At 75.2% G+C, this 25,388-nt stretch carries 22 protein-coding genes; 9 read left to right on the top strand and 13 right to left on the bottom strand.

The genetic code is table 11. The features are described 5' to 3' along the window. The first annotated feature begins 53 nt into the window (after positions 1 to 53). Positions 54 to 425, top strand: a complete 372-nt coding sequence (locus IE329_RS05440; protein ID WP_073922696.1) for a YbjQ family protein — start codon at positions 54 to 56, stop codon at positions 423 to 425. A gap of 150 nt (positions 426 to 575) precedes the next feature. Further along, positions 576 to 1,691, top strand: coding sequence for an NAD(P)-binding domain-containing protein (locus tag IE329_RS05435; protein WP_229927220.1), 1,116 nt, complete (start codon positions 576 to 578; stop codon positions 1,689 to 1,691). On the opposite strand, the gene paaE is transcribed toward IE329_RS05435, so the two are convergent. From paaE to IE329_RS05405, 6 genes are all read right to left on the bottom strand, one after another. Continuing rightward, entirely contained in the window at positions 1,679 to 2,743 is a 1,065-nt protein-coding gene (gene paaE, locus IE329_RS05430; protein ID WP_190209650.1) for a 1,2-phenylacetyl-CoA epoxidase subunit PaaE, read from the bottom strand. The two genes, IE329_RS05435 and paaE, sit on opposite strands and share 13 nt — an antisense overlap. After that, positions 2,744 to 3,235 (bottom strand): 1,2-phenylacetyl-CoA epoxidase subunit PaaD, encoded by a 492-nt coding sequence (gene paaD, locus IE329_RS05425; RefSeq protein WP_190209649.1) that lies wholly within the window; start codon positions 3,233 to 3,235, stop codon positions 2,744 to 2,746. Then, positions 3,229 to 4,146 (bottom strand): 1,2-phenylacetyl-CoA epoxidase subunit PaaC, encoded by a 918-nt coding sequence (paaC, locus tag IE329_RS05420; RefSeq protein ID WP_229927190.1) that lies wholly within the window; start codon positions 4,144 to 4,146, stop codon positions 3,229 to 3,231. The genes paaD and paaC overlap by 7 nt, the downstream gene beginning before the upstream one ends. Positions 4,147 to 4,217: 71 nt before the next feature. After that, complete coding sequence (gene paaB, locus IE329_RS05415) at positions 4,218 to 4,511, bottom strand: 1,2-phenylacetyl-CoA epoxidase subunit PaaB (RefSeq protein WP_190209648.1); 294 nt, start codon at positions 4,509 to 4,511, stop codon at positions 4,218 to 4,220. Continuing rightward, complete coding sequence (paaA, locus tag IE329_RS05410) at positions 4,508 to 5,518, bottom strand: 1,2-phenylacetyl-CoA epoxidase subunit PaaA (RefSeq protein WP_190209856.1); 1,011 nt, start codon at positions 5,516 to 5,518, stop codon at positions 4,508 to 4,510. The genes paaB and paaA overlap by 4 nt, the downstream gene beginning before the upstream one ends. A 494-nt stretch (positions 5,519 to 6,012) precedes the next feature. After that, a complete protein-coding gene (locus IE329_RS05405; protein ID WP_229927189.1) occupies positions 6,013 to 7,200 on the bottom strand; it encodes a M20/M25/M40 family metallo-hydrolase in 1,188 nt (395 codons plus the stop codon). 1,345 nt (positions 7,201 to 8,545) lie between these two features. Here IE329_RS05405 and IE329_RS05400 point away from each other — a divergent pair. From IE329_RS05400 to IE329_RS05385, 4 genes are all read left to right on the top strand, one after another. Beyond that, positions 8,546 to 8,848: a GNAT family N-acetyltransferase gene (locus IE329_RS05400; RefSeq protein ID WP_190209647.1), complete on the top strand. Its 303-nt coding sequence runs from the start codon at positions 8,546 to 8,548 to the stop codon at positions 8,846 to 8,848. A gap of 255 nt (positions 8,849 to 9,103) precedes the next feature. Further along, positions 9,104 to 10,147, top strand: coding sequence for an aldo/keto reductase (locus IE329_RS05395; RefSeq protein ID WP_190209646.1), 1,044 nt, complete (start codon positions 9,104 to 9,106; stop codon positions 10,145 to 10,147). Positions 10,148 to 10,217: 70 nt separating this feature from the next. Continuing rightward, the gene (locus tag IE329_RS05390) at positions 10,218 to 10,805 is read left to right on the top strand and encodes a TetR family transcriptional regulator (protein WP_190209645.1); all 588 of its coding nucleotides are present in this window, start codon (positions 10,218 to 10,220) and stop codon (positions 10,803 to 10,805) included. Positions 10,806 to 10,918: 113 nt separating this feature from the next. Next, positions 10,919 to 11,827, top strand: a complete 909-nt coding sequence (locus tag IE329_RS05385) for an ADP-ribosylglycohydrolase family protein (RefSeq protein ID WP_190209644.1) — start codon at positions 10,919 to 10,921, stop codon at positions 11,825 to 11,827. A 114-nt stretch (positions 11,828 to 11,941) separates the two neighbouring features. Here the strand turns inward: IE329_RS05385 and IE329_RS05380 are convergent, their stop codons facing one another. Beyond that, entirely contained in the window at positions 11,942 to 12,208 is a 267-nt protein-coding gene (locus IE329_RS05380) for a GlsB/YeaQ/YmgE family stress response membrane protein (protein ID WP_190209643.1), read from the bottom strand. Positions 12,209 to 12,495: 287 nt separating this feature from the next. On the opposite strand from IE329_RS05380, the gene IE329_RS05375 reads away from it, so the two are divergent. Next, positions 12,496 to 13,326 carry an SAM-dependent methyltransferase gene (locus IE329_RS05375; RefSeq protein ID WP_308438339.1) on the top strand — a complete coding sequence of 277 codons (831 nt, stop codon included), beginning with the start codon at positions 12,496 to 12,498 and terminating at the stop codon, positions 13,324 to 13,326. A gap of 91 nt (positions 13,327 to 13,417) precedes the next feature. Here the strand turns inward: IE329_RS05375 and IE329_RS05370 are convergent, their stop codons facing one another. The 6 genes from IE329_RS05370 to IE329_RS05345 all read right to left on the bottom strand — a co-directional run bounded on the left by IE329_RS05370 (position 13,418) and on the right by IE329_RS05345 (position 23,385). Further along, complete coding sequence (locus IE329_RS05370) at positions 13,418 to 16,339, bottom strand: poly(A) polymerase (protein ID WP_190209854.1); 2,922 nt, start codon at positions 16,337 to 16,339, stop codon at positions 13,418 to 13,420. Further along, the gene (locus IE329_RS05365) at positions 16,339 to 18,186 is read right to left on the bottom strand and encodes an RNA ligase family protein (protein ID WP_190209641.1); all 1,848 of its coding nucleotides are present in this window, start codon (positions 18,184 to 18,186) and stop codon (positions 16,339 to 16,341) included. Before IE329_RS05365 ends, IE329_RS05370 begins: the two co-directional genes overlap by 1 nt. A gap of 144 nt (positions 18,187 to 18,330) precedes the next feature. Continuing rightward, complete coding sequence (locus IE329_RS05360; RefSeq protein ID WP_373311080.1) at positions 18,331 to 19,887, bottom strand: NCS1 family nucleobase:cation symporter-1; 1,557 nt, start codon at positions 19,885 to 19,887, stop codon at positions 18,331 to 18,333. 16 nt (positions 19,888 to 19,903) lie between these two features. Further along, entirely contained in the window at positions 19,904 to 20,914 is a 1,011-nt protein-coding gene (locus tag IE329_RS05355) for a TIGR03842 family LLM class F420-dependent oxidoreductase (RefSeq protein ID WP_190209640.1), read from the bottom strand. A gap of 208 nt (positions 20,915 to 21,122) precedes the next feature. Beyond that, a complete protein-coding gene (hydA, locus tag IE329_RS05350) occupies positions 21,123 to 22,526 on the bottom strand; it encodes a dihydropyrimidinase (protein ID WP_190209639.1) in 1,404 nt (467 codons plus the stop codon). Between the two features lie 16 nt (positions 22,527 to 22,542). Beyond that, the gene (locus IE329_RS05345; protein WP_190209638.1) at positions 22,543 to 23,385 is read right to left on the bottom strand and encodes a nitrilase-related carbon-nitrogen hydrolase; all 843 of its coding nucleotides are present in this window, start codon (positions 23,383 to 23,385) and stop codon (positions 22,543 to 22,545) included. A 729-nt stretch (positions 23,386 to 24,114) separates the two neighbouring features. Between IE329_RS05345 and IE329_RS05340 the strand changes: the two genes are divergently transcribed. After that, positions 24,115 to 24,603: a cysteine dioxygenase gene (locus IE329_RS05340; RefSeq protein ID WP_190209637.1), complete on the top strand. Its 489-nt coding sequence runs from the start codon at positions 24,115 to 24,117 to the stop codon at positions 24,601 to 24,603. Further along, entirely contained in the window at positions 24,597 to 24,983 is a 387-nt protein-coding gene (locus IE329_RS05335; RefSeq protein WP_190209636.1) for a rhodanese-like domain-containing protein, read from the top strand. The genes IE329_RS05340 and IE329_RS05335 overlap by 7 nt, the downstream gene beginning before the upstream one ends. Positions 24,984 to 25,388: the final 405 nt, after the last annotated feature.

Below are 25,388 nucleotides of genomic sequence, written 5' to 3'. Positions count from 1 at the left end.
TTCTCGGCCCTGCCTCCGCCGACGGGGCCGGGTGGCGCACGCAGGATGGGCCCATGAGCAACCTTGACGAGTTCGGCGGCGGGCAGGGACAGAACGCCCAGGTGATGGTGGTGACCACGAACGATGTGCCGGGTTTCCGGGTCGACCATGTGATCGGCGAGGTCTTCGGGCTGACGGTCCGCAGCCGGCACGTCGGCAGCCAGATCGGCGCCTCGCTGAAGTCCCTGGTGGGCGGCGAGCTGAAGGGACTGACGAAGACGCTGGTGCAGAGCCGCAACGAGGCGATGGAGCGACTGGTCGCGCAGGCCCAGGCGCGCGGCGGCAACGCGGTGCTGATGATGCGCTTCGACGTCTCGGAGGCCGCCGACGTGGGGACCGAGGTCTGTGCGTACGGCACGGCGGCGGTGATCTCGCCGCTGACCTGAGCACCCGGCCGGGCAGGACTCCGCAGCGTCCGGCGGGGCCGGATCCGGCGGGAACAGGCCCGCCGGATCCGATGTTTCACGGGCGTGAATGTTTACGGGTCAACCGAAGTCGGCGGGGCCGGGACCGGCCCGCGCGAGGCCGCCGTCGACGTGGACGTCGTGGTGATCGGCGCCGGGCAGGCCGGCCTGTCCGCCGCCTACCACCTGCGCCGGCGCGGCTTCGCCCCGGTCACGGCCCGGCCGGGCGACCTGCCGGCCGGAGCGGGCCCCGGGGGCGGCGGCTTCGTCGTGCTGGACGCCGACGAGGCCCCGGGCGGCGCCTGGGCGCACCGCTCCCCCTCGCTGCGGATGGCCACCGTGCACGGCTTCCACGACCTCCCCGACTTCGAGCTCCCCCCGCCGGACCCGGCCGCCCCGGCGCGCGAGGTGGTGCCGGGTTACTTCGCGGCGTACGAGGCCCGGCACGCGCTGCCGGTTGTGCGCCCGGTGCGTGTCCGGGCCGTCCGCACGCTGCCCGACTCCCGGCTGCTGGTGGAGACCGACGCCGGCCGCTGGACCGCCCGGGCGCTGATCAACGCGACCGGCACCTGGACCAGGCCCTTCCTCCCCCACTACCCCGGCCGGTTCGCCGGGCGGCAGCTGCACTACGCCGACTACCGGGGCCCGGAGGAGTTCGCCGGGCGCCGTGTGCTGGTGGTCGGCGGCGGCGCGTCCGCGATCCAGGTGCTCTCGGAGGTCGCGGCGGTCGCCGAGACGGTCTGGGTGACCCGCACCCCGCCGGTCTACCGCGACGGCCCGTTCAGCCCGGAGGCCGGGCGGGCGGCGGTGGCGATGGTGGAGGAGCGGGTCCGGCAGGGGCTGCCGGTGCGCAGCGTGGTCAGCGTGACCGGGCTCGGCCCGTCCGTCGCGTACCGGCGGGCCCGGGAGCTGGGCGCGCTGGACCGCAGGCCGATGTTCGACCGGCTGACCGAGCACGGCGTCGCCTGGGGCGCGGAGGAGCTGGCGGTGGACGCGATCGTCTGGGCCACCGGGTTCCGGCCCGAGGCCGGGCACCTGGCACCGCTGGGGCTGCGCGGCCCGGGCGGCGGTATCCGGATGGACGGCACCCGGGCCGCCGCCGACCCGCGGATCCACCTGGTCGGCTACGGGCCCTCGGCCAGCACCGTCGGCGCCAACCGGGCCGGGCGGGCGGCCGTCAACGGGATCGTCCGGCTGCTCGGCGACCCGGCCCGGCGCCCGGCCGGCGTACCGGCTCAGCGGTCGTAGTCGACCGTCACCCGGTCCGTCACCGGCCTGGCCTGGCAGGTCAGCACGTAGCCCTCGGCCAGCTCCTTCTCCTCCAGCGCGAAGTTGCGGCGCATCTCGACCTCGCCCTCGGTCACCAGGGCGCGGCAGGTGCCGCAGACGCCGCCCTTGCAGGCGAACGGCAGGTCCGGCCGGGAGCGCTGGGCGCCGTCCAGGATCGAGCGGTCGCGCGGGAGCGCCAGGGTGCTGCCGCGGCCGTCGAGCACCACGGTGACCTCGCTCGACTCGCCGTCCACCGACGCCTCGGGGCGGTCCGCGACGGGCTCGTCGTCCGCGTGGAACAGCTCCTGGTGCACCCGGTCGGCCGGCACGCCGAGCCCGGCCAGCAGCTCCTTGGCCCCGGTCACCATGCCGAACGGGCCGCAGAGCCACCAGTGGTCCACCTTGGGGATGTCCACCAGGGCGTTCAGCAGCGCACCGACCCGCTCGGGGTCCAGCCGCCCGGTGAGCAGTTCGGCGTCGCGGGTCTCCCGGGAGAGCACGTGCAGCAGCTGGAACCGGCCGAGGTAGCGGTCCTTGAGGTCGGCGAGCTCGTCGGCGAACATCACGGTGTCACTGCGCCGGTTCCCGTACAGCAGGGTGACCTGGGACGTCCGGTCGGCGGCCAGCACCGAGCCGGCGATCGACAGCATCGGGGTGATGCCGGAACCCGCCGCGACCAGCACGTGCTCGCCGGGGATGTCGGTCTCCGGGCTGAACAGCCCGCCCGGCGGCAGCACCTCGATCTCGTCCCCCGCGCGGGCCTCGCGGACCAGCCGCCGGGAGAACAGCCCGCCCGGCACCTCACGGACGGCGATCCGCAGCGGGCCGCCGGCCGGGGCGCAGATCGAGTACGAGCGGCGCTCGTCGACGCCGCCCAGCACCAGGCGCAGGGTCAGCGTCTGGCCGGGGCGGAACGCGAACTCCTCGGCGAGCGCGTCCGGGACGTCGAAGGTGACCGCCACGGCGTCCTCGCAGAGCCGCTCCACCAGGGCGATCCGCAGCGGGTGGAAGACCGGTCGGCGGACGGTCATTCAGATCTCCTTGATGCGTTCGAAGGGCTCACGGCAGTCCCGGCAGCGCCAGAGCGCCTTGCAGGCCGTGGAGCCGAAGCGGGACAGCTCCTCGGTGTCGGTGCCGCCGCACTGCGGGCAGGACACCACCCGGTGCCTGGTCGGCCCGAGCCGCAGCAGCGGCGGGCCGGCCGGCCCCGGCGGGGCGATCCCGGCCTCGGCGAGCTTGCGGCGCCCGTCCTCGGTGATCCGGTCGGTGGACCACGGCGGGTCCAGCCGCAGCCGGACCCGGACGTCCGGGTAGCCGGCCGCCCGCAGCCGGGCGTCCACGTCGGCGGCCATCTCGGCGATCGCCGGGCAGCCCGAGTAGGTCGGGGTCAGCCAGGCCGTGACGGCCCCGCCCTCGGTCTCCACCCCGGCCAGGACGCCCAGTTCGGCCAGGGTCAGCATCGGCAGCTCGGGATCGGGGACGGCCGCGGCGACGTCCCAGGCGGCGGCCGGGGCCGTCACCATGTCGCACCCGGATTCGCCCTGGCCACCACCTGGAACTCGGCGAGCAGCGGCCCGAGCGCCTCGGTGTGCACCCCGTCCCGGCCGGCCCGACCGCCGACGGAGGCCAGCGGCCGGGCCTCGGGCACGGTCAGGCCCGCCTCGGCGAGCACCGCGGCGAGCGTGCGCAGCACCGGCTCCCGCAGCGCGGACGGGTCGGCGCCGATCCGCAGCTCCACCGCGTGCGGGACGAACAGCTCGTCCAGCAGCGGCCAGACGGCGTCCAGGCCGGCCTGCATCCGGGCCGCCGAGTAGGGGGTGCCGTCACCGAGCCGCAGCGTCCAGGCGGTGGCGTACTCCTGGTGGTAGGCCAGCTCCAGCACCCCGCGGGCGGCCACCGCGGCGAGCACCGGGTCGGGGTGGCCGGCCAGCAGCCGGTAGAGCGCCCCGCGGGCGGTGGCGAAGAGCAGCAGCCGGGCCACCGAGTGGGCGAAGTCCCCGTTCGGCGCCTCGACCAGGCGGACGTTGCGGAACTCGTGCTCCTCCCGCCAGTACGCCAGCTCGTCCTCGCCGCGGCCGCTGCCGTCGGCCTGGCCGGCCCGGGTGAGCAGCAGCCGGGCCTGGCCGAGCAGGTCGAGGCCGAGGTTGGCCAGCGCCACCTCCTCCTCCAGCTCGGGCGCCCGGGTGCACCACTCGGTCAGCCGCTGGGCCAGCACCAGCGCGTCGTCGCCGAGCATCAGGCAGTACGCGGCGAGGTCGGCGCCGTCCAGGCCCGCCGGCACGGTGGTGTCCACGCCCAGCAGCGGGTCCGAGAAGCCGGTGCCGTACGCCCAGCGGGCCTCGCCGTCGGGTTCCGGACCGGCCTCGCTGAGGGCCAGGTAGACGTGGTCGTCGCCCGCCCCGTGGTGGCCGGGCATCGCGTGGTGGTCGGTCATCGCGTGGTCCGTTCCCGTCACTGTGTCCACTTCCGTCTCGCGCTTTCCGCTCCCGCCGGGTACCGCCCGCCTCAGATGTGCGGGACGTCCTCGGGGATGTCGTAGAAGGTCGGGTGGCGGTAGACCTTGTCGCCGCCGGGCACGAAGAACGGGTCCTGCTCGTCCGGGGCGGAGGCGGTGATCGCGTCCGAGCGGACCACCCAGAGGCTGACGCCCTCGTTGCGGCGGGTGTACAGGTCACGGGCGGAGAGCAGGGCCATCCGGTCGTCGGACGCGTGCAGCGAACCGACGTGGACGTGGTTCAGGCCCCGCCGGGGGCGGACGAACACCTCGTACAGCGGCCAGCCGGCCTGGATCCCGTTCATCGCTGCTCCTCCGTGCTGATCGCTGCTTCTCCGTGCTCGTCGCCGCCCCGGGCGGCCTCGGCCCGGCGCTTCGCCGCGTAGGCGAGGGCCGCCTCGCGGACCCAGGCACCGTCCTCGTGGGCCTGGCGCCGCCGGTCGACGCGCTGGGCGTTGCACGGGCCGTCGCCCTGGATCACCCGCTTGAGCTCGGACCAGTCGGGCTCGCCGAAGTCCCAGCTGCCGCGCTCCTCGTTCCAGCTCAGCGCCGGGTCCGGGAGGGTGACACCGAGGTGCTCGGCCTGCGGTACGGACATGTCGACAAAGCGCTGACGCAGCTCGTCGTTGGTGTGCCGCTTGATCCGCCAGGCCATCGAGCGGGCGGTGTTCGGTGAGTCCCCGTCCGGCGGGCCGAACATCATCAGGGACGGCCACCACCAGCGGTCCACCGCGTCCTGCACCATCCGGCGCTGGCCCTCGGTGCCGCGCATCATCGTCATCAGCAGTTCGTAGCCCTGCCGCTGGTGGAAGGACTCCTCCTTGCAGATCCGCACCATCGCACGGGCGTAGGGCCCGTACGAGCACCGGCAGAGCGGCACCTGGTTGCAGATCGCCGCGCCGTCCACCAGCCAGCCGATCACCCCGACGTCGGCGAAGGTCAGCGTGGGGTAGTTGAAGATCGAGGAGTACTTCTGCCGGCCCGAGACCAGCTTCTCGGTCAGCTCGGCGCGGTCCACGCCCAGCGTCTCGGCGGCGGCGTAGAGGTAGAGCCCGTGGCCCGCCTCGTCCTGGGCCTTGGCCAGCAGGATCGCCTTGCGGCGCAGCGAGGGCGCCCGGGTGAGCCAGTTGCCCTCCGGCTGCATGCCGATGATCTCGGAGTGCGCGTGCTGGGCGATCTGGCGGACCAGGGTCGCGCGGTAGGCGTCGGGCATCCAGTCGCGGGGCTCGATCCGCTGCTCGGCGGCGATCACCGCCTCGAACCGCTCCGCCTGCACCTGCTCCGCCACGTCTGCTGTCACCACGGCTCCCATCTCGGTCGCGCCACCCCGGGCGGCCCGGCACGGCGGCCGGGCCTTGGCGATCATCCCGACTGACCGTTCGGTCGGTTCCATTGTGCGGGCTGGGCACCCTCGTGACAAGGCTTGCGGGGCGGGACGCGGCGACCGGCGGCGAACGTTGACCCGTCCGGGCCTGCGGCGGCCCTGCGGGGGGCGGCGCGGTCGGGCGGCGCGGGACGGCGCGGGACGGCAAGCGGGCGCGGGGCGGCAAGCGGGCGCGGGGCGGCGCGGGCCAGGGTGCGGGCCGGTCGCGGGGGCGGGCACCGTGGGCGGGACGGACACCGGCGGACTCCCCGGCCGAGCTGCTGAGCTGCTGACCGGGGGTGGCCCCGCCGTCCGGAGTTCGCGCATCCGGACGGCGGGGCCACCCCCGGGTTCCCGCCCTTCGGGTTTCCCCTCAGGTGCTCCTTCGGCCCCCGCTCCTGGTACCGGCCCGCGGGCCCGGCTCCTGGGAGCACCCCGTGGGGCTACCCCTTGGGCCGCTCCCGCAGTCGTGGCAGCGGGACGGCCAACAGGGCGGCCAGCAGGGCGATCCGGGGCGCGAGCTGGTCCACCCGGATGTGCTCGTGCCGGGCGTGCGGACCGGCGCCGACCGCGCCCAGGCCGTCCAGCGTCGGCAGGCCGCGCGCGCCGGCGATGTTGGTGTCACCGGCGCCACCGGCCGGCGCGCCGTCGACCTGCTGGCCGAGCGCCGCCGCCAGCGAACGGACGTGGCGCAGCAGCGGGTTGCCCGAACGCTCGGGCCAGGCCGGACGGCTGGACAGCACCTCCGTCCGCACCCGGGCGCCGGGCCGCAGCGCGGTCAGCTGGGCGAGGTGGTCGAGCGTGCGGCGCTGGGCCTCGGGGGTCGCGAAACGCAGACCGAGTTCGGCCTCCGCCCGGCCCGCGATCACGTTGGCCCGCGATCCGCCGCTGATCCGGCCGGTGTTCAGCTCCGTCCCGGGCTGGCAGGCCAGCCCGCGGACCGCGACCAGCTGGTCGACGAGTTCGTCCACCGCCGAGGTGCCCTCCGCGGCGTTGAGCCCCGCGTGCGCCTCCCGTCCGGTGACCGTCAGCAGCACCCGGGTGCTGCCCCGCCGGGCGGTCTTCAGCCGGCCGTCGGGGTGCGGCGGCTCCAGCCCCAGGACGGCTGCGGCCCCGGGGAGTTGACGCTCGACCAGACGCTTGCCGTCCGGACTGCCGACCTCCTCGTCGGAGACCACCACCAGCCGCACCGGGCGGTGCGGACGCCGGCCGAGGTCGGCAAGAAGGGCGAAGGCACCCTCCAGGAGGGCGAGTCCGGCCTTCATGTCGAGCACGCCGGGGCCGCTGAGCAGGCCGTCCTGCTCGGTGACCGGCCAGTCGGCGAGCGTCCCGGCCGGCCAGACGGTGTCGTGGTGGCCGACCACCAGCAGGTGGGCCAGGCTCTCGTCCTCCCCGGCCCAGGTGAGCACCAGGTGGTCGCCGGCCGGGCCGGGTTCGCGGCGGGCGACCGCGCCGGTGGCCTCGAAGCCCGCCACCAGTTCCTCGGCCAACGCGTCCAGCCGGGGTGCGTCGCCGCTCGGCGACTCCATCCGGGCCAGGTCCGCGCACCGGCGCCGGACGGCTCCGGCGAGCGTCCGGGCCCGCGCACTGAGTGCCCGCGGCAGGCCGGGCAGTGCGGCGGTGTCCGGCACCTGGCCGTCCGCCTCGCCCGGGGCGGCGAACGCGGGGGCGGCGGGCGCGGCAGGCCCCGACGCGGGCCCGCCAGGGGTGGCGGAAGGCGGGGCGGGGGGAAGCGGGGCGACGGAGACGGCCGCGGTGGGGCGTGCGGCGGTGGGGCGTGCGGCGGTGGGACGCGCGGCACCGGGAGGAGCCGTGGCGGGAGGAGCCGTGGCGGGGGCCGGCTTCGCCGGAACGGACGTGACGGGCGGGGCCGACGCGGTGGACGGGACGGCGGAGGAGACGGCGGTGGGCGCCGCGGCGACCGCGCGGGCCCCGGCCGCCACCACGGGCGGCACCGGGAGCACGGAGGACGGCGCGACGACGGCGAGAGGACCGAGGGGGATGACGGGAGCTACGGACGCGACGGGAGCGACGGGCGGCCTGACCGCATGCGGGCTCAACGCACGCCTCCCCGACCGCCGCCGGTACTCGACGGGCGGACCGGCGCGCCCTGCCCGGCGGACGATCCGAACCGTCCGGGACACCCCGTGCTGGCGGCGACCGCCGGTGGTCGGGTCGTCCTGGCAGGCCCGGACGGCCGGAGTGCGGTGGAACGGCTGGGCGGCATGACTGGCAACATTGCGTCCTCCTCGCTCGATCCGGGGACCCCGGTCCGATCCGGCGCCCCCGTGTACGGCGGCTTCGGTGCGACGGCGCAGTGGCGGCACCGCCGCAGGGGTAGCCGAGACGTGAGCCTAGAAGAACCGTTCGGTTTCCTGCGAGGTGGCCCTGCTCCCAGCACGCCGGTTCCGGACCTTGCCTCGGACGCCCCGCCGGAGGATCGGCGCAGGGCGCACGGCGCGCGGGCCTGGATCGACGCGCGAGCGCGGTCGCCGGATCGCGCCCATCTCCACCATGGACCGCGCACCGCGGATCGGCAGCGCAAACGGCCCGGGCACGCCCGATCCACGCCGGATGGGTGACACGAGGTCAGCGTCCGGTACGAGACGGAGGCCGAACCGGCAGTTCCGGCCACGGGAGTTGTGCGCCCGGAGCGGCCGGTCCGGGCGGCCCCCGCCCCGGGCCGGCCGAGCCGTGGGCGCCCGCGACCACAAGGCCCGGGCAAGGGGCGGACAAGGCGCGGGCAAGGCGCGAACCAGGCAGGGACAAGCCGGGGACAAGGCTCGGGAGCGGCCGCGCAAGGGCCGCGCAGGGGAGGCCCGGCCGAGGCGCCCGGCCGGGACGCGAGGGCCGCAAGGGGGTGGCCGGGCCACCGGGGCGGGCGAGTCTGCGGCCGGGCGGCTCGGGGCGACTCGAAGATGGCCGGGGGCCGACCCCGGCTCCGGATCGGGTCGAGTCCGAGCAGAGGAGTCCGGGATGGCGGTCGCGATCCGCGACAACGCGGAGCAGGGCAGGTTCGAGGCCTGGGCGGGCGACACCCTCGCAGGCTTCGCCGAGTACATCCGCAACGACCGGCTGGTGGTGTACCCGCACACGGTGGTCGGGCCCGCCTTCGAGGGCCGGGGGATCGGCGGCTCCCTGGCCCGAGCGGCCCTGGACGACGCGCGGACGCGGGGGCTGCCGGTGCTCGCCACCTGCCCCTTCATCAAGGCGTGGATGCTCCGGCACCCCGAGTACGTCGAGCTGGCGTACGAGAGCGGGAGCCAGGTGACCGACTGAGCGGACCGGGGCGGGCGCGGGGCCGGAGGGCACGGGTCCGGGGCGGGCCGGGGCCGGAGGGCCGGCAGACCTGGCAGGCGGGCCAGGCCGCCGGCGGAGATGACCGATAACCGATCACGGATGACGGACGACAGATATGCGATGACGGGTATCGGATGACAGATATTGAAATCTGTTATCCGATAGTCCATAGTTGACAGCGGCCGCCCCGGCGACCCCTCGAACCATCCGCTCCACCCACCGCAAGGACCTGCCATGACCTCCCCCACCCGTCCGTACGGCACCACCCACCCCCACCCCACCCACCCCACCCGCACTCTTGGCACCACCGGCCCCACCACCTCCGCCCTCGGCCTCGGCTGCATGGGCATGTCCGACCTCTACGGCCCGGCCGACGAGGCCGAGAGCATCGTCACCGTGCACGCCGCCCTCGACGCGGGCGTCACCCTGCTCGACACCGGTGACTTCTACGGCATGGGCCACAACGAGCTGCTCATCCACGAGGCGCTGCGCGGACGCGACCGCGACTCGGTGCAGATCAGCGTGAAGTTCGGCGCCCAGCGCGGCCCGGACGGCAGCTGGCTCGGCTACGACGCGAGCCCGGCGGCCACGAAGACCGCGCTCGCCTACACCCTGCGCCGGCTGCGCACCGACCACGTCGACATCTACCGCCCCGCCCGTCTGGACCCGCGGGTGCCGGTGGAGGAGACCGTCGGCGCGATCGCCGAGCTGGTGCAGGCCGGGTACGTCCGGCGCATCGGGCTCTCCGAGGTCGGCGCCGAGACCCTGCGCCGGGCCGCGGCCGTGCACCCCGTCAGCGACCTGCAGATCGAGTACTCCCTGCTGTCCCGGTCGATCGAGGCCGAGATCCTGCCGGCCGCCCGCGAACTCGGCATCGGCGTCACCGCCTACGGCGTGCTCTCCCGCGGGCTGCTCAGCGGCCACTGGAAGGACACCCGCGACCTGCCCGGCACGGACTTCCGCGGCTTCAGCCCGCGCTTCCAGGGTGAGAACCTCACCCACAACCTGCGGCTGGTCAACGCGCTGCGGGAGATCGCGGACGCCAAGGGCGCGAGCGTGGCGCAGGTCGCCATCGCCTGGGTCGCCTCGCGGGGCCAGGACATCGTCCCGCTGGTCGGCGCCCGCCGCCGGGACCGCCTCGCGGAGGCCCTCGGCTCACTGGACGTCACGCTCGACGCCGCCGAGCTGGCCGCGGTGGAAGCCGCCGTCCCGGCCGGGTCCGCCGCCGGGGACAGGTACGCTGCGGCTCAGATGGCCGACCTCGACAGCGAGCAGTGACCACCAGCGCCGGCGGCCGCCGGCGGGCCGGCGCGGCACGCCGCTTCACCCCGTAAGGACGTACCTCCCCGTGACCACGGACAACGCACTCACTCCCGAGCAGATCCTGAGCGCGGCGGAGGACGTCCTCCGGCGGTTCGGCCCGGCGAAGGCCACCGTCGTGGACATCGCCCGCGCGCTGGGCGTCAGCCACGGGAGCGTGTACCGCCACTTCCCGAGCAAGGCGGCGCTGCGCGAGTCCGTGACCCAGCGCTGGCTGGACCAGGCGCACGACCAGCTGGCCACCATCACCGTCGAGCGCGGCCCGGCAGTCGAGCGCCTGCACCGCTGGCTGGCGACGCTCTTCGCCGCGAAGCGCAAGAAGGCGCTGGACGACCCCGAGCTGTTCGCCACCTACATGACCCTGGTCGGCGAGGCCAGCGACACCGTCGAGGCGCACATCGAGACGCTCACCGGCCAGATCGCCTCGATCCTCCAGGACGGCATCCACCAGGGGGCGTTCACGCCGTCCCACGCCGGGACCGCCGCCCGGGCGGTGTTCCACGCCACCGCGCGCTTCCACGACCCCGAGTACGCCGCCCAGTGGTCCGCCCCGAAGGTCGAGGAGGACTTCGAGGCCGTCTGGTCGCTCCTGCTGAACGGCCTGCGCTCGCACTGACCGGGGGCGGTTCCGCCCGGGGCGCGGCGTTGTCCGGCCCGGAAAAGCCCTCGCCGCTGCCGCCGGGCAGCGGCAGACTGGCCCGCGTTCGTCCGCTCCCCCAGGAGGGAATCATGCGCGCGCCCGTCCCGGCCCTCGACAGTCTGCAGGGTCTCGCCCTCGGCGACGCCTTCGGCGACCGCTGGTTCTCCGTCCCGGCCGACCGGGCGGCGGCCGAGCTGGCCGCCAGGGTGCCGCGCCCGGCACCCTGGCACTGGACGGACGACACCGCGATGGCCCTGGTGCTGGTCCGCCACCTGATCGACCACGGCACCGTGCGGCAGGACGAGTTGGCGCGCGGCTTCGCGGCGGAGTACACCGCCGTGTACGGGCGCAAGTACGGGCCCTCGATGCACCAGGTGCTGCGGGCGGTCCAGGACGGCGCCGACTGGCGGGCGGTCACCGCGGGGATGTTCGGCGGCCAGGGGTCGCACGGGAACGGCGCGGCGATGCGGGTGGCCCCGCTCGGCGCCTGGTTCGCGGAGGACCTCGACCTGGTCGCCGAGCAGGCCGAACTGCAGGCGCTCACCACGCACTTCCATCCCGAGGCGACGGCCGGGGCGGTGGCGGTCGCGCTGGCGGCGGCGTTCGCGGCGCGCAGCCGGGGCCAGGAGGCGCCCGGGCGGGCCGAGTTGCTGACGGAGGTCGCCGGCCGGCTGCCCGACAGCGACGTGCGCTCCGGCCTGCGGGTGGCCGCCCGGCTGGCGGACGGGACGTCCGTCCGGCATGCCGCCGTGGTGCTGGGCTCGGGTTCGCTGATCTCGGCCCCGGACACCGTGCCGTTCGCCCTGTGGGCGGCCGCCGGGCGGCTGGACTCACTGCCCGAGGCGATCTGGCACACCCTGGCGGGCTGGGGGGACATGGACACCACCTGCGCCGTCGCGGCCGGCGTGGTCGCCGCCCGGACGGGCCTGGCCGAGGTGCCGGCGCCCTGGCTGGCGGCCCGCGAGGAGCTGCCCGGCTGGGTCACGGCCGAGGCCTGACGCACCTGGGCCCGGCACCCGAGAACCGGGTGCCGGGCCCAGGACTCAGGGCGCCGAGCGCCGAGCACCGCAGGCGGACGCCGAGTGCCGTGTGCCGGGGCGCCGGGGCGCCGTTCAGCTGCGGGAGTTGCCGAAGAAGATCCGGTAGAGGATCAGCAGCACCAGCGCGCCGCCGATCGCCGAGACCCAGGTGGTCAGGTCGAAGAACTGGGCCGTGACCGGCCGGTCGAAGACCCGGGAGGAGATCCAGCCGCCGACGAAGGAGCCGGCCACCCCGATGAGCGTGGTGACCACCAGGCCGCCCGGGTCGCGGCCCGGCAGCAGGAACTTGGCGATGGCTCCGGCCACCAGCCCCAGGACTATCCACGCGACAAAACCCATGACGTCTACCTGCCCTCCACCGCTCGGCCCGCCTCGGGCCGGCCTGCCGGGTAGGACGCCGGCGACCGGGTCCGCGGTTGCAGGGCCCGGCCGAGCGGGTGACCGCTGCCGGGCCCCGTCCGGCGCACCGGCTGTACGGCGGCGGTACGTCAGGTGTCCGGCGGCGGTCGACTTGGCCGTCCGGCCACCGGATGATCGTCCGAACACCTAGGCTGTGCGCGGACGGAGCAGTGCGGGACCGGTCGGCGGCGCCGGCCCGGGGGCAGCAGGGGAAGGCGGAGGTCGTCGTGGGGGAGCAGCAGAGCGTCCGGCAGCAGGAGGTCGCGGACTCCGCGGAACTGCGGCCCGAGATACCGCACCCCGCCCGGATGTACGACTACTACCTGGGCGGGAAGGACAACTTCCCCGCCGACCGCGAGGCGGCCGAGCGGGCCCTGGCGGCGAACCCGGAGTTCCGGTCCACCGCGCGGGCCAACCGCGGCTTCCTGCAGCGCGCGGTGCGCCACGTCGCGCAGCAGGGCGTGGACCAGTTCCTGGACATCGGCACCGGCATCCCGACCGCCGGCAACACCCACGAGATCGCCCAACAGGTCGATCCGCAGGCCCGCGTGGTGTACGTCGACAACGACCCGATCGTGCTGACCCACGCCCGCGCGCTGATGGCGGGGATGGGCCGGGGCCGCACCCACGTCATGCAGGCCGACCTGCGGGACCCGGCCGGGATCCTGGCCGCCGCCCAGGTGCGCGAACTCCTGGACTTCGACCGGCCGGTGGCGCTGGTGCTGGCGGCGGTCCTGCACTTCGTCCCCGAGGAGGACGAGCCCTACCGGATCGTGGCGGAGCTGCTGGCGGCGCTGGCGCCGGGCAGCTACCTGGTGCTCTCGCACGGCACGGCGGACTTCATCCCGCCGGAGGTCCGCGACCGGGTGACGGGTGTCTACACCAAGGCGACGGCGCCGCTGGTCGGCCGCTCGCGTGCGGAGGTCCGGCAGTTCTTCGACGGGCTGGAGCTGCTGGAGCCGGAGGTGGTGACCGTGCCGCTCTGGCGCCCCGAGGCGGAGCCGACCCAGGGTGCGGACCGGGTGAGCATGTACGGCGGGGTGGCCCGCAAGGGCTGACGCCGGCCTGAGCCCGGCATGGTTCGGCCCGAGTTCGGCCTGAGTTCGGCAGCCGGGCCTGGCCCGGCCCGCCGGGCCCGCCCGGCGAGGGTCAGCTCAGGGTCGGCACCGAGCCCCCGGGCAGCAGTTCCAGGCCGGCGCCGGGCAGGCCCCGGCCCCACCGCTCGGCGATCACGGCGAAGCGGTCCGCGTCCGGCGGGGTCCGTCCCAGCCCGATCGCGTACCGGACCACCGCCGGGCCGCACTCGAACGGGCGCGGCCAGGCGTGCGCGTCCACCGCGCCGGCCTCCTCCAAGGCGGTGAGCAGGGCCCGGACCCGGCCACGGGCCCGGCCCAGCACGGCCTCCAACTCCTCGGCCCCGCCCGGCCGTACGGTGAGCACCGCCCAGGCCGCGTGCCGCCGGTGCAGCGGTGGCGGCGCCAGCAGCAGGGGCCACGGGTCGACGCCGGTGCCCGCCGCCGCCTCCAGGATCTCCCAGGCCCGGTAGAGCTCCTGGGTCAGCAGGTCGGAGCCGCCGGCGCCGACCTGCTCGGTGCAACTGCGGACCGGGGCGCTCGGGGTCAGCACGGTCACCGCGCCGGAGGCCGGCGCGGCCGCGGCGGCCTCGGCCGGTGCGACCAGCGTGACGGGCTCCCGCCAGTCCCAGGCGGCCCAGCTGCCGAAGAACTCCCGCAGCAACTCGCCGTCCGGGAGCGGGCCGGCCTCCCGGACCGTCCGGGCCGCCAGCACGGACCAGGCCAGACCGGGCAGCGTGCCGTACGCCGCCGCGTCGAGCCCGCGTGCCTTCGCCCAGGCCTTCACCTGCCCGGCCAGCCGGGCGAAGGCGGGGTGGCCCTCCCCCACCGCGGCCGCCAGCGCGTCGGCGTCGCTCACGGCGCTCAGCGCGATCGCGGCCGCCTCCCCCAGCTCGGCCCGGCGGCTGACGGCCTCGGCCGGCGCCGTCCCGCCGGTGCCGACCACCACCAGGTCGACGTCCAACTCGCCCACGCTCAGGCGCAGTCCCGGCACCCGGGCGCCGGTCACCTCCCGCAGCCGGCCGGCGCCGGGCAGCGCCGCCGTGATCAGGGCGCGTACCCGCGCCGGGTCGGGCGTCCCCGGCAGCGCGGCCACCAGGTCCAGGTCGGCGTGCTCGGACGCGCAGCCCGTCCGCCGTGATCCGACGACATGGACGACGCCGTCCGCCAGCGCCGCCGTGACCCGGTCGAGGACGTCATCCGCCGGCGTACCCCGGACGCCCCGGCCCGAAGCGGCCCCGGGCCGGGCCTCGGGCCGGGCATCGGACGGGTTCCCCGACGGGGGATCAGGCCGGGCCCCCGGCACGGCATCGGGCAGCCAGCGCACCTCGCCCGTCCCCAGCGCGACGGTGGCGCGCGGCCGCATCGGCTCGTCGCCCCGGCGGGAGAGCAGCACGACCTCGCCGACCCGCGCGGACAGCGGGCCGAGCCGCGCCGCGCAGGCGGCCAGGGCCGGCCGGGGGTCGGCGGCCAGGCCCAGGGTCAGGTGCGGGGTGAAGCCGTCGGCGCGGCCCCGGCAACGCGGGAACCGCCGCGCCAGGGCGTGCCGCAGCTCCGCCCAGGGCGCCGCGTCCTCCGCGGCCGGGTCGAGCCAGACGGTGCTGTCCTCCCGGTGCCGGAAGGTCCGCGCCCCGGCCAACCGGACGCTGAACGGAGCCAGGCCGGCCAGGGCGGCGGCGAGCAGCGGCGCGGCCCGCTCGAAGTCGGCTTCGGGGACGAACCCGAAGAGCAGGTTGACGTGCGGCGGCCACCGGTCGATCTGCGGGTCGTGGTCGCGGCGGATCCCCTGGATCGCCGGCCACAGGTCCTCGGGCGGCAGCCAGGCCACGGCCGTCCGGGCGGTCGGCGCGAGGTCGAGCAGCTCGGCCGGCCCCGCCCCGGCGGGGTCCAGGTCCAGGTCAGCCTCGACGCCGTAGTGGTCGGAGACGTGCAGGCCGTCCGGGGTGGGCGTGTCACCGTGCAGGACCGCCGAGACGAGGTGCGGCCGGCCGGGCCGCAGCAGGATCCGGTCCAGCCGGGAGGCCCGGCCCGACAGCGAGGAGACCGCGGCCAGCGGGTTGGCCACCGGGTCGAAGGTGGGCGTCCGGTCGCCGGGCCCGTGCACCTCCGTCCAGGCGTCGCGCAGCCCGAGGACGGCGGCCGGGCCGGCCGGGCCGTCGGACCCGTCGTTGAAGTCGCCCACCAGGGCCAGGTCGCCGTCCACCCGGGCCAGGCCCTCGGCGATCCGGGCCAGTTCGGCCTGCCGCCGGGTCGCGCCGTCCTGGGTGTGATCGCTGGTCAGGTGGGTCGCGGCAACCACCAGCGGCCCGGTCGCGCTCTGCACGGTGACGGCGGCGACGGCCTTGTGGGGACCGAGCCGGTGGTAGCCGGCCTCCCGCACCGGCAGGCGGCTGAGCAGCAGCAGGCCGCTGTCCTCGACGTCGTCCGCGGCCGGGTCGGTGCCCAGCGTCCAGCCGGCCCGGACCCAGGGGGCCCGCATCAGCAGGGCGAGCAGCGGGGCCTCGACCTCCTGCAGCGCGATGACGTCGGCGTCGGCCCGCTCCAGGGCGGCCAGCAGCAGCGGGCGGCGCCGGGCGGTGTCGATGCGGTCGCCGTCGTAGCGGTCCCAGAGGGTGTTCCAGGTGAGCAGGCGCAGCCGGGACCGGACGGGCGGCTCCGCCGGCGGCGTGTCGCCGACCGGGTGCCAGCCGCGGTCCCGGTCCCAGACGTGGGCGGTCCGGGTGAGGAAGAACGGGGCACGCAGGCGGCGCGGTTCGCTCACCCGGCCGGCCCCGCCGGAGTCGATCCGGTCCAGTCCGGTGGCGCGGTCCCAGACGAGTTCGCCGTCGGCCTCGACGAACAGCACCCGGTGCCAGGGGATGTCGCCGCCGGGGACGAAGGCGGGCAGCGGCACCCGCTTGGGCCCGGCGTCGCGCCGGCCGACCCCGAGCACGAACCGGGCGGGGTCGAACCGGGCGTCCCAGCACACCTGGTGGTAGATCTGCTCGCTGGTCCGCATCATCGCCCCCCGGTGCTGCACGGGGTGCGGTACGTGTGCGGGGCGCCGGCGGCATGCAGGGTCTCCTCGGCGTGCAGGCTGCCGTCGGTGTCCTCGACGGTACCGCCGGCACCGACGTACCAGGTCCGGTGCGCCTCCCCCGGGTAGGGCGGGCTGAAGCGGTGCAACTGGCCGGTGAGCACCTCGTCCGGGACCGGGTGGTCCCGGACGGTGTTGCGGCGGGCCAGTTCGTCCTCGTCGACGAGCAGGACGGCGTGGGTGATCAGGGCGTCCCGGCGGTGCGCGATCCGGTGCACCAGGGAGCGTTGGTGCTGGTTGAGGGAGGTGGCGTCCCAGACCACCGTCCGCCCGTCGGCGAGGGCGGTGTCGAGGCGCTGCAGGCCCTCGCGCAGCACGTCGCCGTTGGCCCGCTGGTCGGCCCGGGAGCCGCGGGCGGTGCGCAGGTCGTCGAGGGAGATCCGGGTGTCGACGCCGGTCAGCCGGGCCGCGAAGGCGCTCTTGCCGCTGCCGGCCGGACCGGTCAGGTGCACCAGCCGGGGGAAGGCGCCGTCGCGCCAGCGCCAGCCGGCCGCCACCGCCGCCTCGACGCTGCCGGTTCGTCCCTGCGCACGGGTCTCGCGGGCCTGTGCCCAGCAGCGGTCGGCCGCGTCCGGGCCGAGGCCGGCGAGGGCCTCGCGCAGACCTGCGCGCAGCGGCTCCAGCGGGGCCTCCGCCAGCAGGCCGGCCTCCTCGGCGTGCAGCGCCGACCATTCGACCTGTTCCAGAGCTTGCTCCGCCCCGGCGCCGGGCCGGCCGGCCAGGACGGCCGCGGCGACGGCGTGCAGGATGCCCAGGTCGGCGCCGAGGGCGAGCCGGGCGAGGCCGCGGCGCCGTTCGTCGTCGGGGTACGGGCGGTGCAGTGCGGGGTGCAGCCCGACCAGGTCGGCGACCCGGCGGGCCGACGGCATCCCGAGCGGGCCTGCCAGCCGGGGTGCCAGGGCGGCCCGGTGGGTGTCGTGCAGGAGGGCGGCCAGCACGCCGGCCAGCCGGGCGTCACCCGAGCGGCCGAGCACGTCGAGGCGGGCGCAGACGTCGGCGACGGCGGCCTCGGCCGCATCGGCGGCGGCTCCGGGTCCCGCTCCGGGTCCGGCTCCGGGTCCGGCTCCTGGACCGGCCGCGGGCAGGCCGACAGCCGCGCGCAGGGCCGCCGGGTCGGCGGTGGCGCCGGAGCGGACCGCCCAGAGCGGGGCGGCGGGGCCGAGGCCGTTCTCCACCACCGCGGCGTGCATCCAGTGCGCGTCGGTCCGCACGTGCCGGGGGCGCACCCACTTGGCCACCCGCCGGCCGAACTCCGCCCGCTCGAAGCCCTCCGCCGTCCGGACGACGTACCCCTCCTGCCGCTCGGGGTCGAGCCGCAGCGCGCGCAGGGCCCGCTCGTCGAAGGTGCCGCGCCACAGCACGGGCGGGGTCGGCACGCCGAGGCCGCGCAGCAGGCGGACGGTGTCGTCCCAGCCGAGGCAGCGCGGGCCGTCCCAGACCGAGAAGCCGTAGAACCAGCTCTCCAGCGCGCGGTACGGGATCGAGTGCCGCGCGAACATGTTCTCGCCGCAGATCCGCAGGCCGGGCGCGATCCGCGGGCCGATCCTGCCCTGCAGCGCCTTGACCCAGGTCCGCGAGGGGTGGTGGGCCGAGTCGAGGGACCTGGCGTGCAGGCCGTCGGGGTAGAGCGTGGTGTTCTCGCCGTCGAGCTTCTCGGTGACCACGACCTCGGCGCCGTACAGGCCGGAGAGGTCGCCGGTCCGTACGTCGTCCGCGGTCGCCCCCGGTGACCAGGGCAGATGGGGCGTACGGGGGTACTGCACGCGCATGATCCGCTCCCGGTGACGACGACTGGCCCCGGTCACTGTAGGAGTCCGCACCGGGCGGATCCATCGAATAACCGGGGCCGGCCGGCCCGCCCGCCGGCGCGCGCGACAGGGCCGGGGGCTTGCGTGCGGGGCTTGTGTGCGGGGCTACCCTCCGGCGGTGCGCCGGGCTCCGGCCCCGAGGGCGGTGTGCAGCAGCAGCGCGGAGCCGAGGCCGACCGCCCAGCCGTAGTCGGCGAGCGGCTTGAGCGCCGGGATCAGGCCGTCCGCGGGGAACGGGCCGCCGTAGGAGCCGCCGACCGCGAGCAGCCCGCCGACGACCAGGACGGCGACGGCCCGCCAGTTCCAGCCTCCGGCGTACCAGTAGCGTCCGTACGGGCGGTAGAGGTCGGCGAGGTCGAGCCGGGTGCGGCGCAGGATCCAGTAGTCGGCGATCAGGATGCCCGCGACGGTGCCGAGCAGCCCGCCGACCACGCCGAGCCAGGTGAAGATGTAGACGTGCGGGTCGGCGATCAGCTTCCAGGGGAAGATCACGATGCCGATCACGCCGGTGATCAGCGCCCCCGTACGGAAGTTGACCCAGCGTGGGACGAGGTTGGCGAGGTCGTACGCGGGGCTGACCACGTTGGCGGCGATGTTCACCGACAGGGTGGCGACCAGGACGACCAACAGGGCGAAGAGGGTGCCGGCCACGTTGTCCATCTTGGCGGCCAGCGCGATCGGGTCCCAGACGGGTTCGCCGTAGACGGCCTGCGAGCCGGAGGTGACGAGCACCGAGAGCAGGGCGAAGAGCGTCATGGTGGTGGGCAGGCCGAGGGCCTGGCCGCGGATCTGGGCCCGCTGGCTGCCGCCGAAACGGGTGAAGTCCGGGATGTTGAGGGAGAGCGTCGACCAGAACCCGATCATGCCCATCAGGGCCGGGAAGAAGACCTTCCAGAAGTCGCGGTCCCAGCCGAGCCTGGACGGCTGGTCGAGCAGCGGCCCGAACCCGCCCGCCTTGACGGTGATCCAGGCCAGCAGGGCGAGCGCGCCGACGATGACGAAGGGCGCGGCCCAGTTCTCGAAGCGGCGCAGCGCCTCCATCCCGCGGGCGATGACGGCCATCTCGATCGCCCAGAAGACCAGGAAGGAGAGCCATTGCGTCCAGGGGTGGCCGCCGATCTCCCCCGCGGTCCGCCAGCCGTCCCCGAGGAGCTTGCCGGCCAGCAGGAAGATGCCCTCGCCGCCGATCCAGGTCTGGATGCCGAACCAGGCGCAGGCGACGGCGGCCCTGATCAGGGCCGGCAGGTTGGCGCCGCGCAGCCCGAACGAGGCCCGGGCGAAGACCGGGAACGGGATCCCGTACTTGGTGCCGGCGTGGCCGGTGAGCAGCATCGGCACCAGCACGACGACGTTGGCCAGCGCGATGGTCAGCACCGCCTGCTTCCAGTCCATGCCCAGCGCGACCAGGCCCGAAGCGAGCGTCCAGGAGGGGATGTTGTGGGCCATGCCGACCCAGAGTGCGAGGAAGTTGTAGGTGGTCCAGGTGCGCCCGGCGACGGGGACGGGCAGCAGGTCGTCGTTGGTGTAGCCGTTCGGGGGCAGGACACCGGCGGGGTCGAGTTCGACACGGCCGTCCGGGTGGGCGAGTTGGCCGCCGGCCGGCCCGCCGTGCGGTCCTTCGAAGGATGCTCCGCCGGGCCTGCCGGCCACTATGTCGGTCACGGGCACCGCCTTTCGGTCACAGGTGGGGGATGACGTCGCTGCCGTACGCGTCGATGGTCTGCTCGACGGCGTCGTGCATCGCGTAGACGGCGAACTGGTCGACGCCCAGCGCCCGCAGGCGCTCCAGCTTCTCCAGCTGGGCGGCGGCGGTGCCGATCAGGCAGAAGCGGTCGACGATCTCGTCCGGGACGAACGCGGTGTCCGGGTTCCCGGCGCGGCCGTGGTGGCTGTAGTCGTAGCCCTGCCGGCCCTTGATGTAGTCGGTGAGCGCCTCGGGCACCAGCGAGGAGTGCTCGCCGTAGTGGCCGACCAGGTCGGCGACGTGGTTGCCGACCATGCCGCCGAACCAGCGGCACTGCTCACGGGCGTGCGCGAGCGTCTCCGGCGAGTCGTCGGCGGTGACGTACGCGGGCGCGGCGACGCAGATGGTGAGGGCGGCGGGGTCGCGCCCGGCCTCGGCGGCGGCCGCCCGGACGGCCTTGATCATGTACTCGGTGAGGTAGGGGTCGGCGAGCTGCAGGATGAACCCGTCGGCCTGCTGCCCGGTGAGGGCCAGGGCCTTGGGACCGTACGCGCCCATCCAGACCGGCAGTTCGCCGTCGGTCACCCACGGCAGGTGCATCTCGGTGCCGTCGATCTCGACCGTCCGGCCCTCGGCGAGTTCCTTGATGGCGTGCATGGCCTGGGAGAGCCGGGCCAGCGTGGCGGGCTTGCGGCCGGCCACCCGCATCGCCGAGTCGCCCCGGCCGATGCCGCAGACCGTGCGGTTGCCGTACATGTCGTTGAGGGTGGCGAAGGTGGAGGCGGTCACCTCCCAGGTGCGGGTGGAGGGGTTGGTGACCATGGTGCCGACCCGGAGGCGTTCGGTGGCGGCGAGGATCCGGCTGTGGATGACGAAGGGTTCCTGCCACAGCACGACGGAGTCGAAGGTCCAGCCGTGGCTGAAGCCGGCCCGCTCGGCGCGGACCATCCGGTCGATCAGCAGGCTTGCGGGCGGGTCGGTCTGCAGGACGAGGCCGATGTCCATGAGGGGTCCACCAATCCTGGGGGTACGTGCGGCTCGCGCGGTGCGGGTGCGCGGGGCGGTGTGCGGGGGTGTGCGGGAAGTTCCGGGGTGTGCGGTGTGCGGGAGGAGGTGCACGGCGGCGTGCCGTGCGGGGGGCGCGGCCTGCCGCGGGGTCGCCGAACGCCGCCCGGGACCGGCCCACCAGCCCCGGGCGGTGCTGCCGGACGGGTCAGGTCAGGTACTGGCAGGTGTCGCGGCGCAGGAAGGCGCCGTGGCCGGCCCGGCCGAGCCACCGGCCGTCGTCCAGGACGACGGTGCCGCGGGACAGGACGGTCCTGGCCCGGCCGGTGAGCTGCCGCCCCTCGTACGCCGAGTAGTCGACGTTCATGTGGTGGGTGGCGGCGGAGACGGTCTGCACGGCGGCCGGGTCGTAGATCACCAGGTCGGCGTCGGCGCCGGGGGCGATGGTGCCCTTGCGCGGGTAGAGGCCGAACATCCGGGCCGGCGTGGCGCAGGCGATCTCGATCCAGCGGCGGCGGCTGATCCGGCCGTCGACCACGGCCTGGTGCAGCAGGTCCATCCGGTTCTCCACCCCCGGCAGACCGTTGGGGATCTTGGAGAAGTCACCCCGGCCGAGTTCCTTCTGCCCGGCGAAGCAGAACGGGCAGTGGTCGGTGGAGACCACCTGGAGGTCGTTGGTGCGCAGGCCCCGCCAGAGCGCCTCCTGGTGCTCGCGCGGGCGCAGCGGCGTGCTGCACACGTACTTGGCGCCCTCGAAGTCCGGCTCCGCCAGGTTGTCGGTGGAGAGGAAGAGGTACTGCGGGCAGGTCTCGCCGAAGACGTTCAGCCCGTCGTCCCGCGCCCGGGCCAGCTCGGCGAGGGCGCTCGCGGCCGACACGTGCACCACGTACAGCGGGCTGCCCGCCACCTGGGCGAGCTTGATCGCGCGGTGGGTGGCCTCGGCCTCCAGCAGCTCGCGGCGGACCTCGCCGTGGTAGCGCGGGTCGGTCTTCCCGGCGGCCAGTGCCTGTTCGACCAGGACGTCGATGGCGATGCCGTTCTCGGCGTGCATCATGATCAGCCCGCCGTTGACGGCGCCGCGCTGCATCGCCCGCAGGATCCGGCCGTCGTCGCTGTAGAAGACGCCGGGGTAGGCCATGAACAGCTTGAAGGAGGTGGACTCGCCGGAGTCGACGAGGCTGTCCATCTCCTTCAGCACCGACTCGTTGACGTCGGAGACGATGGTGTGGAAGCCGTAGTCGATGGCGCAGTTGCCCTCGGCCTTGGCGTGCCAGGCGTCCAGGCCCTCGCGGAGCGAGCCGCCGACCGGCTGGACGGCGAAGTCGACGATGGTGGTGGTGCCGCCCCAGGCGGCGGCGCGGGTGCCGGTCTCGAAGGTGTCGGAGGCGGCGGTGCCGCCGAACGGCAGCTCCATGTGGGTGTGCACGTCCACCCCGCCGGGGATCACGTAGTGCCCGCCGGCCTCGATGACGGTGTCCGCGCTCCAGGCCTCGGCGGCGGAGCTGCCGGTGGCGGCCAGCGCGGCGATCCGGCCGTCCTCGATCAGGACGTCGGCGTGCAGTTCCTCGGCGGCGGTGACGACCAGGCCGCCCCGGATGACTGTGCGGGTCATGGCCTCGCCCCTCCCCTCAGGCCTCGGTCAGCGGTCCGTAGGCGTCCGGCCGGCGGTCCCGGTAGAAGGCCCACTGCTGGCGGACCTCCTCGATCCGGCCGAGGTCGAGGTCGCGGACGACCAGCTCCTCCTCCTTGTCGGAGGCCGGCTCGCCGACGAACTGGCCGCGCGGGTCGACGAAGTAGGAGGTGCCGTAGAAGTCGTTGTCGCCGTACTCCTCGACGCCGACCCGGTTGATCGCGGCGACGAAGTACTCGTTCGCGACGGCGGCGGCCGGCTGCTCCAGCTGCCAGAGGTAGGCGGAGAGGCCGCGGCTGGTGGCGGAGGGGTTGTAGACGATCTGGGCGCCGGCCAGGCCGAGCGCGCGCCAGCCCTCGGGGAAGTGCCGGTCGTAGCAGATGTAGACGCCGACCTTGCCGACCGCGGTGTCGAAGACCGGCCAGCCGAGATTGCCGGGCTTGAAGTAGTACTTCTCCCAGAAGCCCTTGACCTGCGGGATGTGGTGCTTGCGGTACTTGCCGAGGTAGCTGCCGTCGGCGTCGATCACGGCGGCGGTGTTGTAGTAGATCCCGGGCTGCTCCTCCTCGTACACCGGTACGACCATGACGAGGTTCAGCTCGCGGGCCAGCGCCTGCATCCGCACCACGGTCGGGCCGTCGGGCACCGCCTCGGCCCAGCGGTAGTGCTCGGGCTCCTGGACCTGACAGAAGTACGGCGCGTTGAACACCTCCTGGAACCCGATGACCTGCGCGCCCTGGGCGGCGGCCTCCCGGGCGTACCGCTCATGGAGGCTGATCATGGACTCCTGATCACCCGTCCACTTCGTCTGGACGAGGGCCGCACGGACGATTCGAGACATGGGTACCTCCGCAACTCCGTGGCCCGTCCGGGGGAACGGGCCTTCGGTTCGAGGGTCGACGGGGCGGATCTACGTGCGTAGACCGTAGGCCCGGCCTCTGGGGCCTGACAATACGTCGGACGTAACGCGGCAGGGTCGGTCTGGTTAACCGGACACGCAGGAACTCCCGTATCGGATGAAACGGTGATGTACCCCGCGGGTGCGGCCGGTACTCATGCGACGCGTGACGACTCCCCGGCACCGGGCCGGACGGGTGGCCCGGACGGTCCGGCGGGCGGCGCGGCGGCGCGCCCGGGCCCCGGCGATCGGGTGAGCCGAGGGGGCGCGCGGCGATGGCCGGACGGCGCGGCGGACGCGACGGGCGCGGCCCGGGCCCGGCGGGACGGGCGGGGCGCCCCGTCCGCGGGGTGCGCGACACGGCCGCCCGGATCGCGGACCCGGCTTGACGTGCGGTCCTTCTCTCGGGAACTATCGGCCCATGGAATCCGGCACCACTCTGGTCTGCCGCCTGCACGTCGATCTGCGACGCCAGGCGAGTTCCATGTGTGCCTGTTGACCTTCACCTCCTGGCCGGTCCCCGCTCTGTGACGTTCTCCAGGGCCCGCACCGCGCTCTCCTGAACCGGCTCCCGCGAGCGGTTCGGCAGCACTCCCGCAGCACCGCTCTCATCCGCTCGGCGCGCCCGCCCCACGGGCCGCGCCGCACCCTCCGCTTCCCGAGGACGACCGAATGAGCCTGGACCTGGCGCCCGACCGCGCCCGCACGCCCCTCACGCCCAACGCCCTGCGCAAGATCGTCCGCACCCTCGCGGAGGAACCCGACCAGTGGATCCACAAGGTCCGGCTGGCCACCGACGACCGCTGGTACGAGCGGCTGGAGTCCTCCGAGGACCACGAGGTCTGGCTGATCAGCTGGCTGCCCGGCCAGTCCACCGGGTTCCACGACCACGGCGGCTCGCGCGGCGCGTTCACCGTCGCCCTGGGCGAGCTGGAGGAGCTGTCGCTGCCCAGCCCCGACCAGGGGCTGCTGATCCGCCGGCTCCCGGCAGGCAGCGACCGCGCCTTCGGCCCCGACTACGTCCACGACGTCCGGAACACCACCTCCGGCCCGGCCGTCACCCTGCACGCCTACTCGCCGCCGCTGAGCGAGATGTCGCACTACGACCTGCGGGCCGGCGGCCTCGTCCGCACCTCGGTGGAAGGACCTGAGCAATGGTGACCACGATCGACGACCTGGTGGAGCGCTCCCGCGAGGGCGTCCACCGCCCGCGGGCCCGCGAGGCCTACGACGCGCAGCAGCAGGGCGCCCTGCTGGTGGACATCCGCCCGGCCGCGCAGCGGGCCGCCGAGGGGGAGATCCCCGGTTCGCTGATCATCGAGCGCAATGTGCTGGAGTGGCGGCTCGACCCGACCGGCAGCCACCGCATCCCGGAGGCCGCCGGGTACGACCTGGAGATCGTGGTGGTCTGCTCCGAGGGGTACGCCTCCAGCCTGGCCGCCGCCTCGCTGCGGGAACTCGGCCTGCACCGGGCCACCGACCTCGACGGCGGGTTCGTCGGCTGGGCCGCCGCCGGCCTGCCCACCCGGGCGGGCGGCTGAAGGCCGGCTTGCGCCGGGAGTAGCGCCCGGACGGGCGGGTAGACGAGGACGGGACCGGAGCCGGAGGGCCCCGGCCACCCGTCCGGGCCCGGCATCCGTCCGGGCGTCGGCACCCGGACCTCGGCTTCCCGGTCCCGTCGGCCGGGTGACCGCGGGGAACACGGGGCGTCGCAGGCAGAGGGGGCAGCAGGGGCGGAGGGGGCGGGGCGCGGGGACGGGGGCACGGAGCACCGGCACACCGGGCGGCGAACGGCCGAACGGTGCCAAATCCAGGACACCGGAAGATCCGGATCGTAGCCTGATCAAGGTTTCCGGCGGTCCGCACCTGGGCAGCCACGCGGGCGGAGCACGATCGAACGTATGCCCGACCAGTTCAGACGACCAGCGCCGCGGCGCGACAGCTAG

It is taken from the genome of Kitasatospora indigofera (assembly GCF_014655955.1).
Classification (GTDB): domain Bacteria; phylum Actinomycetota; class Actinomycetes; order Streptomycetales; family Streptomycetaceae; genus Kitasatospora; species Kitasatospora indigofera.
Note: the sequence above shows the minus strand (reverse complement) of the source record. Positions and strands in the feature narration are given on the sequence as shown.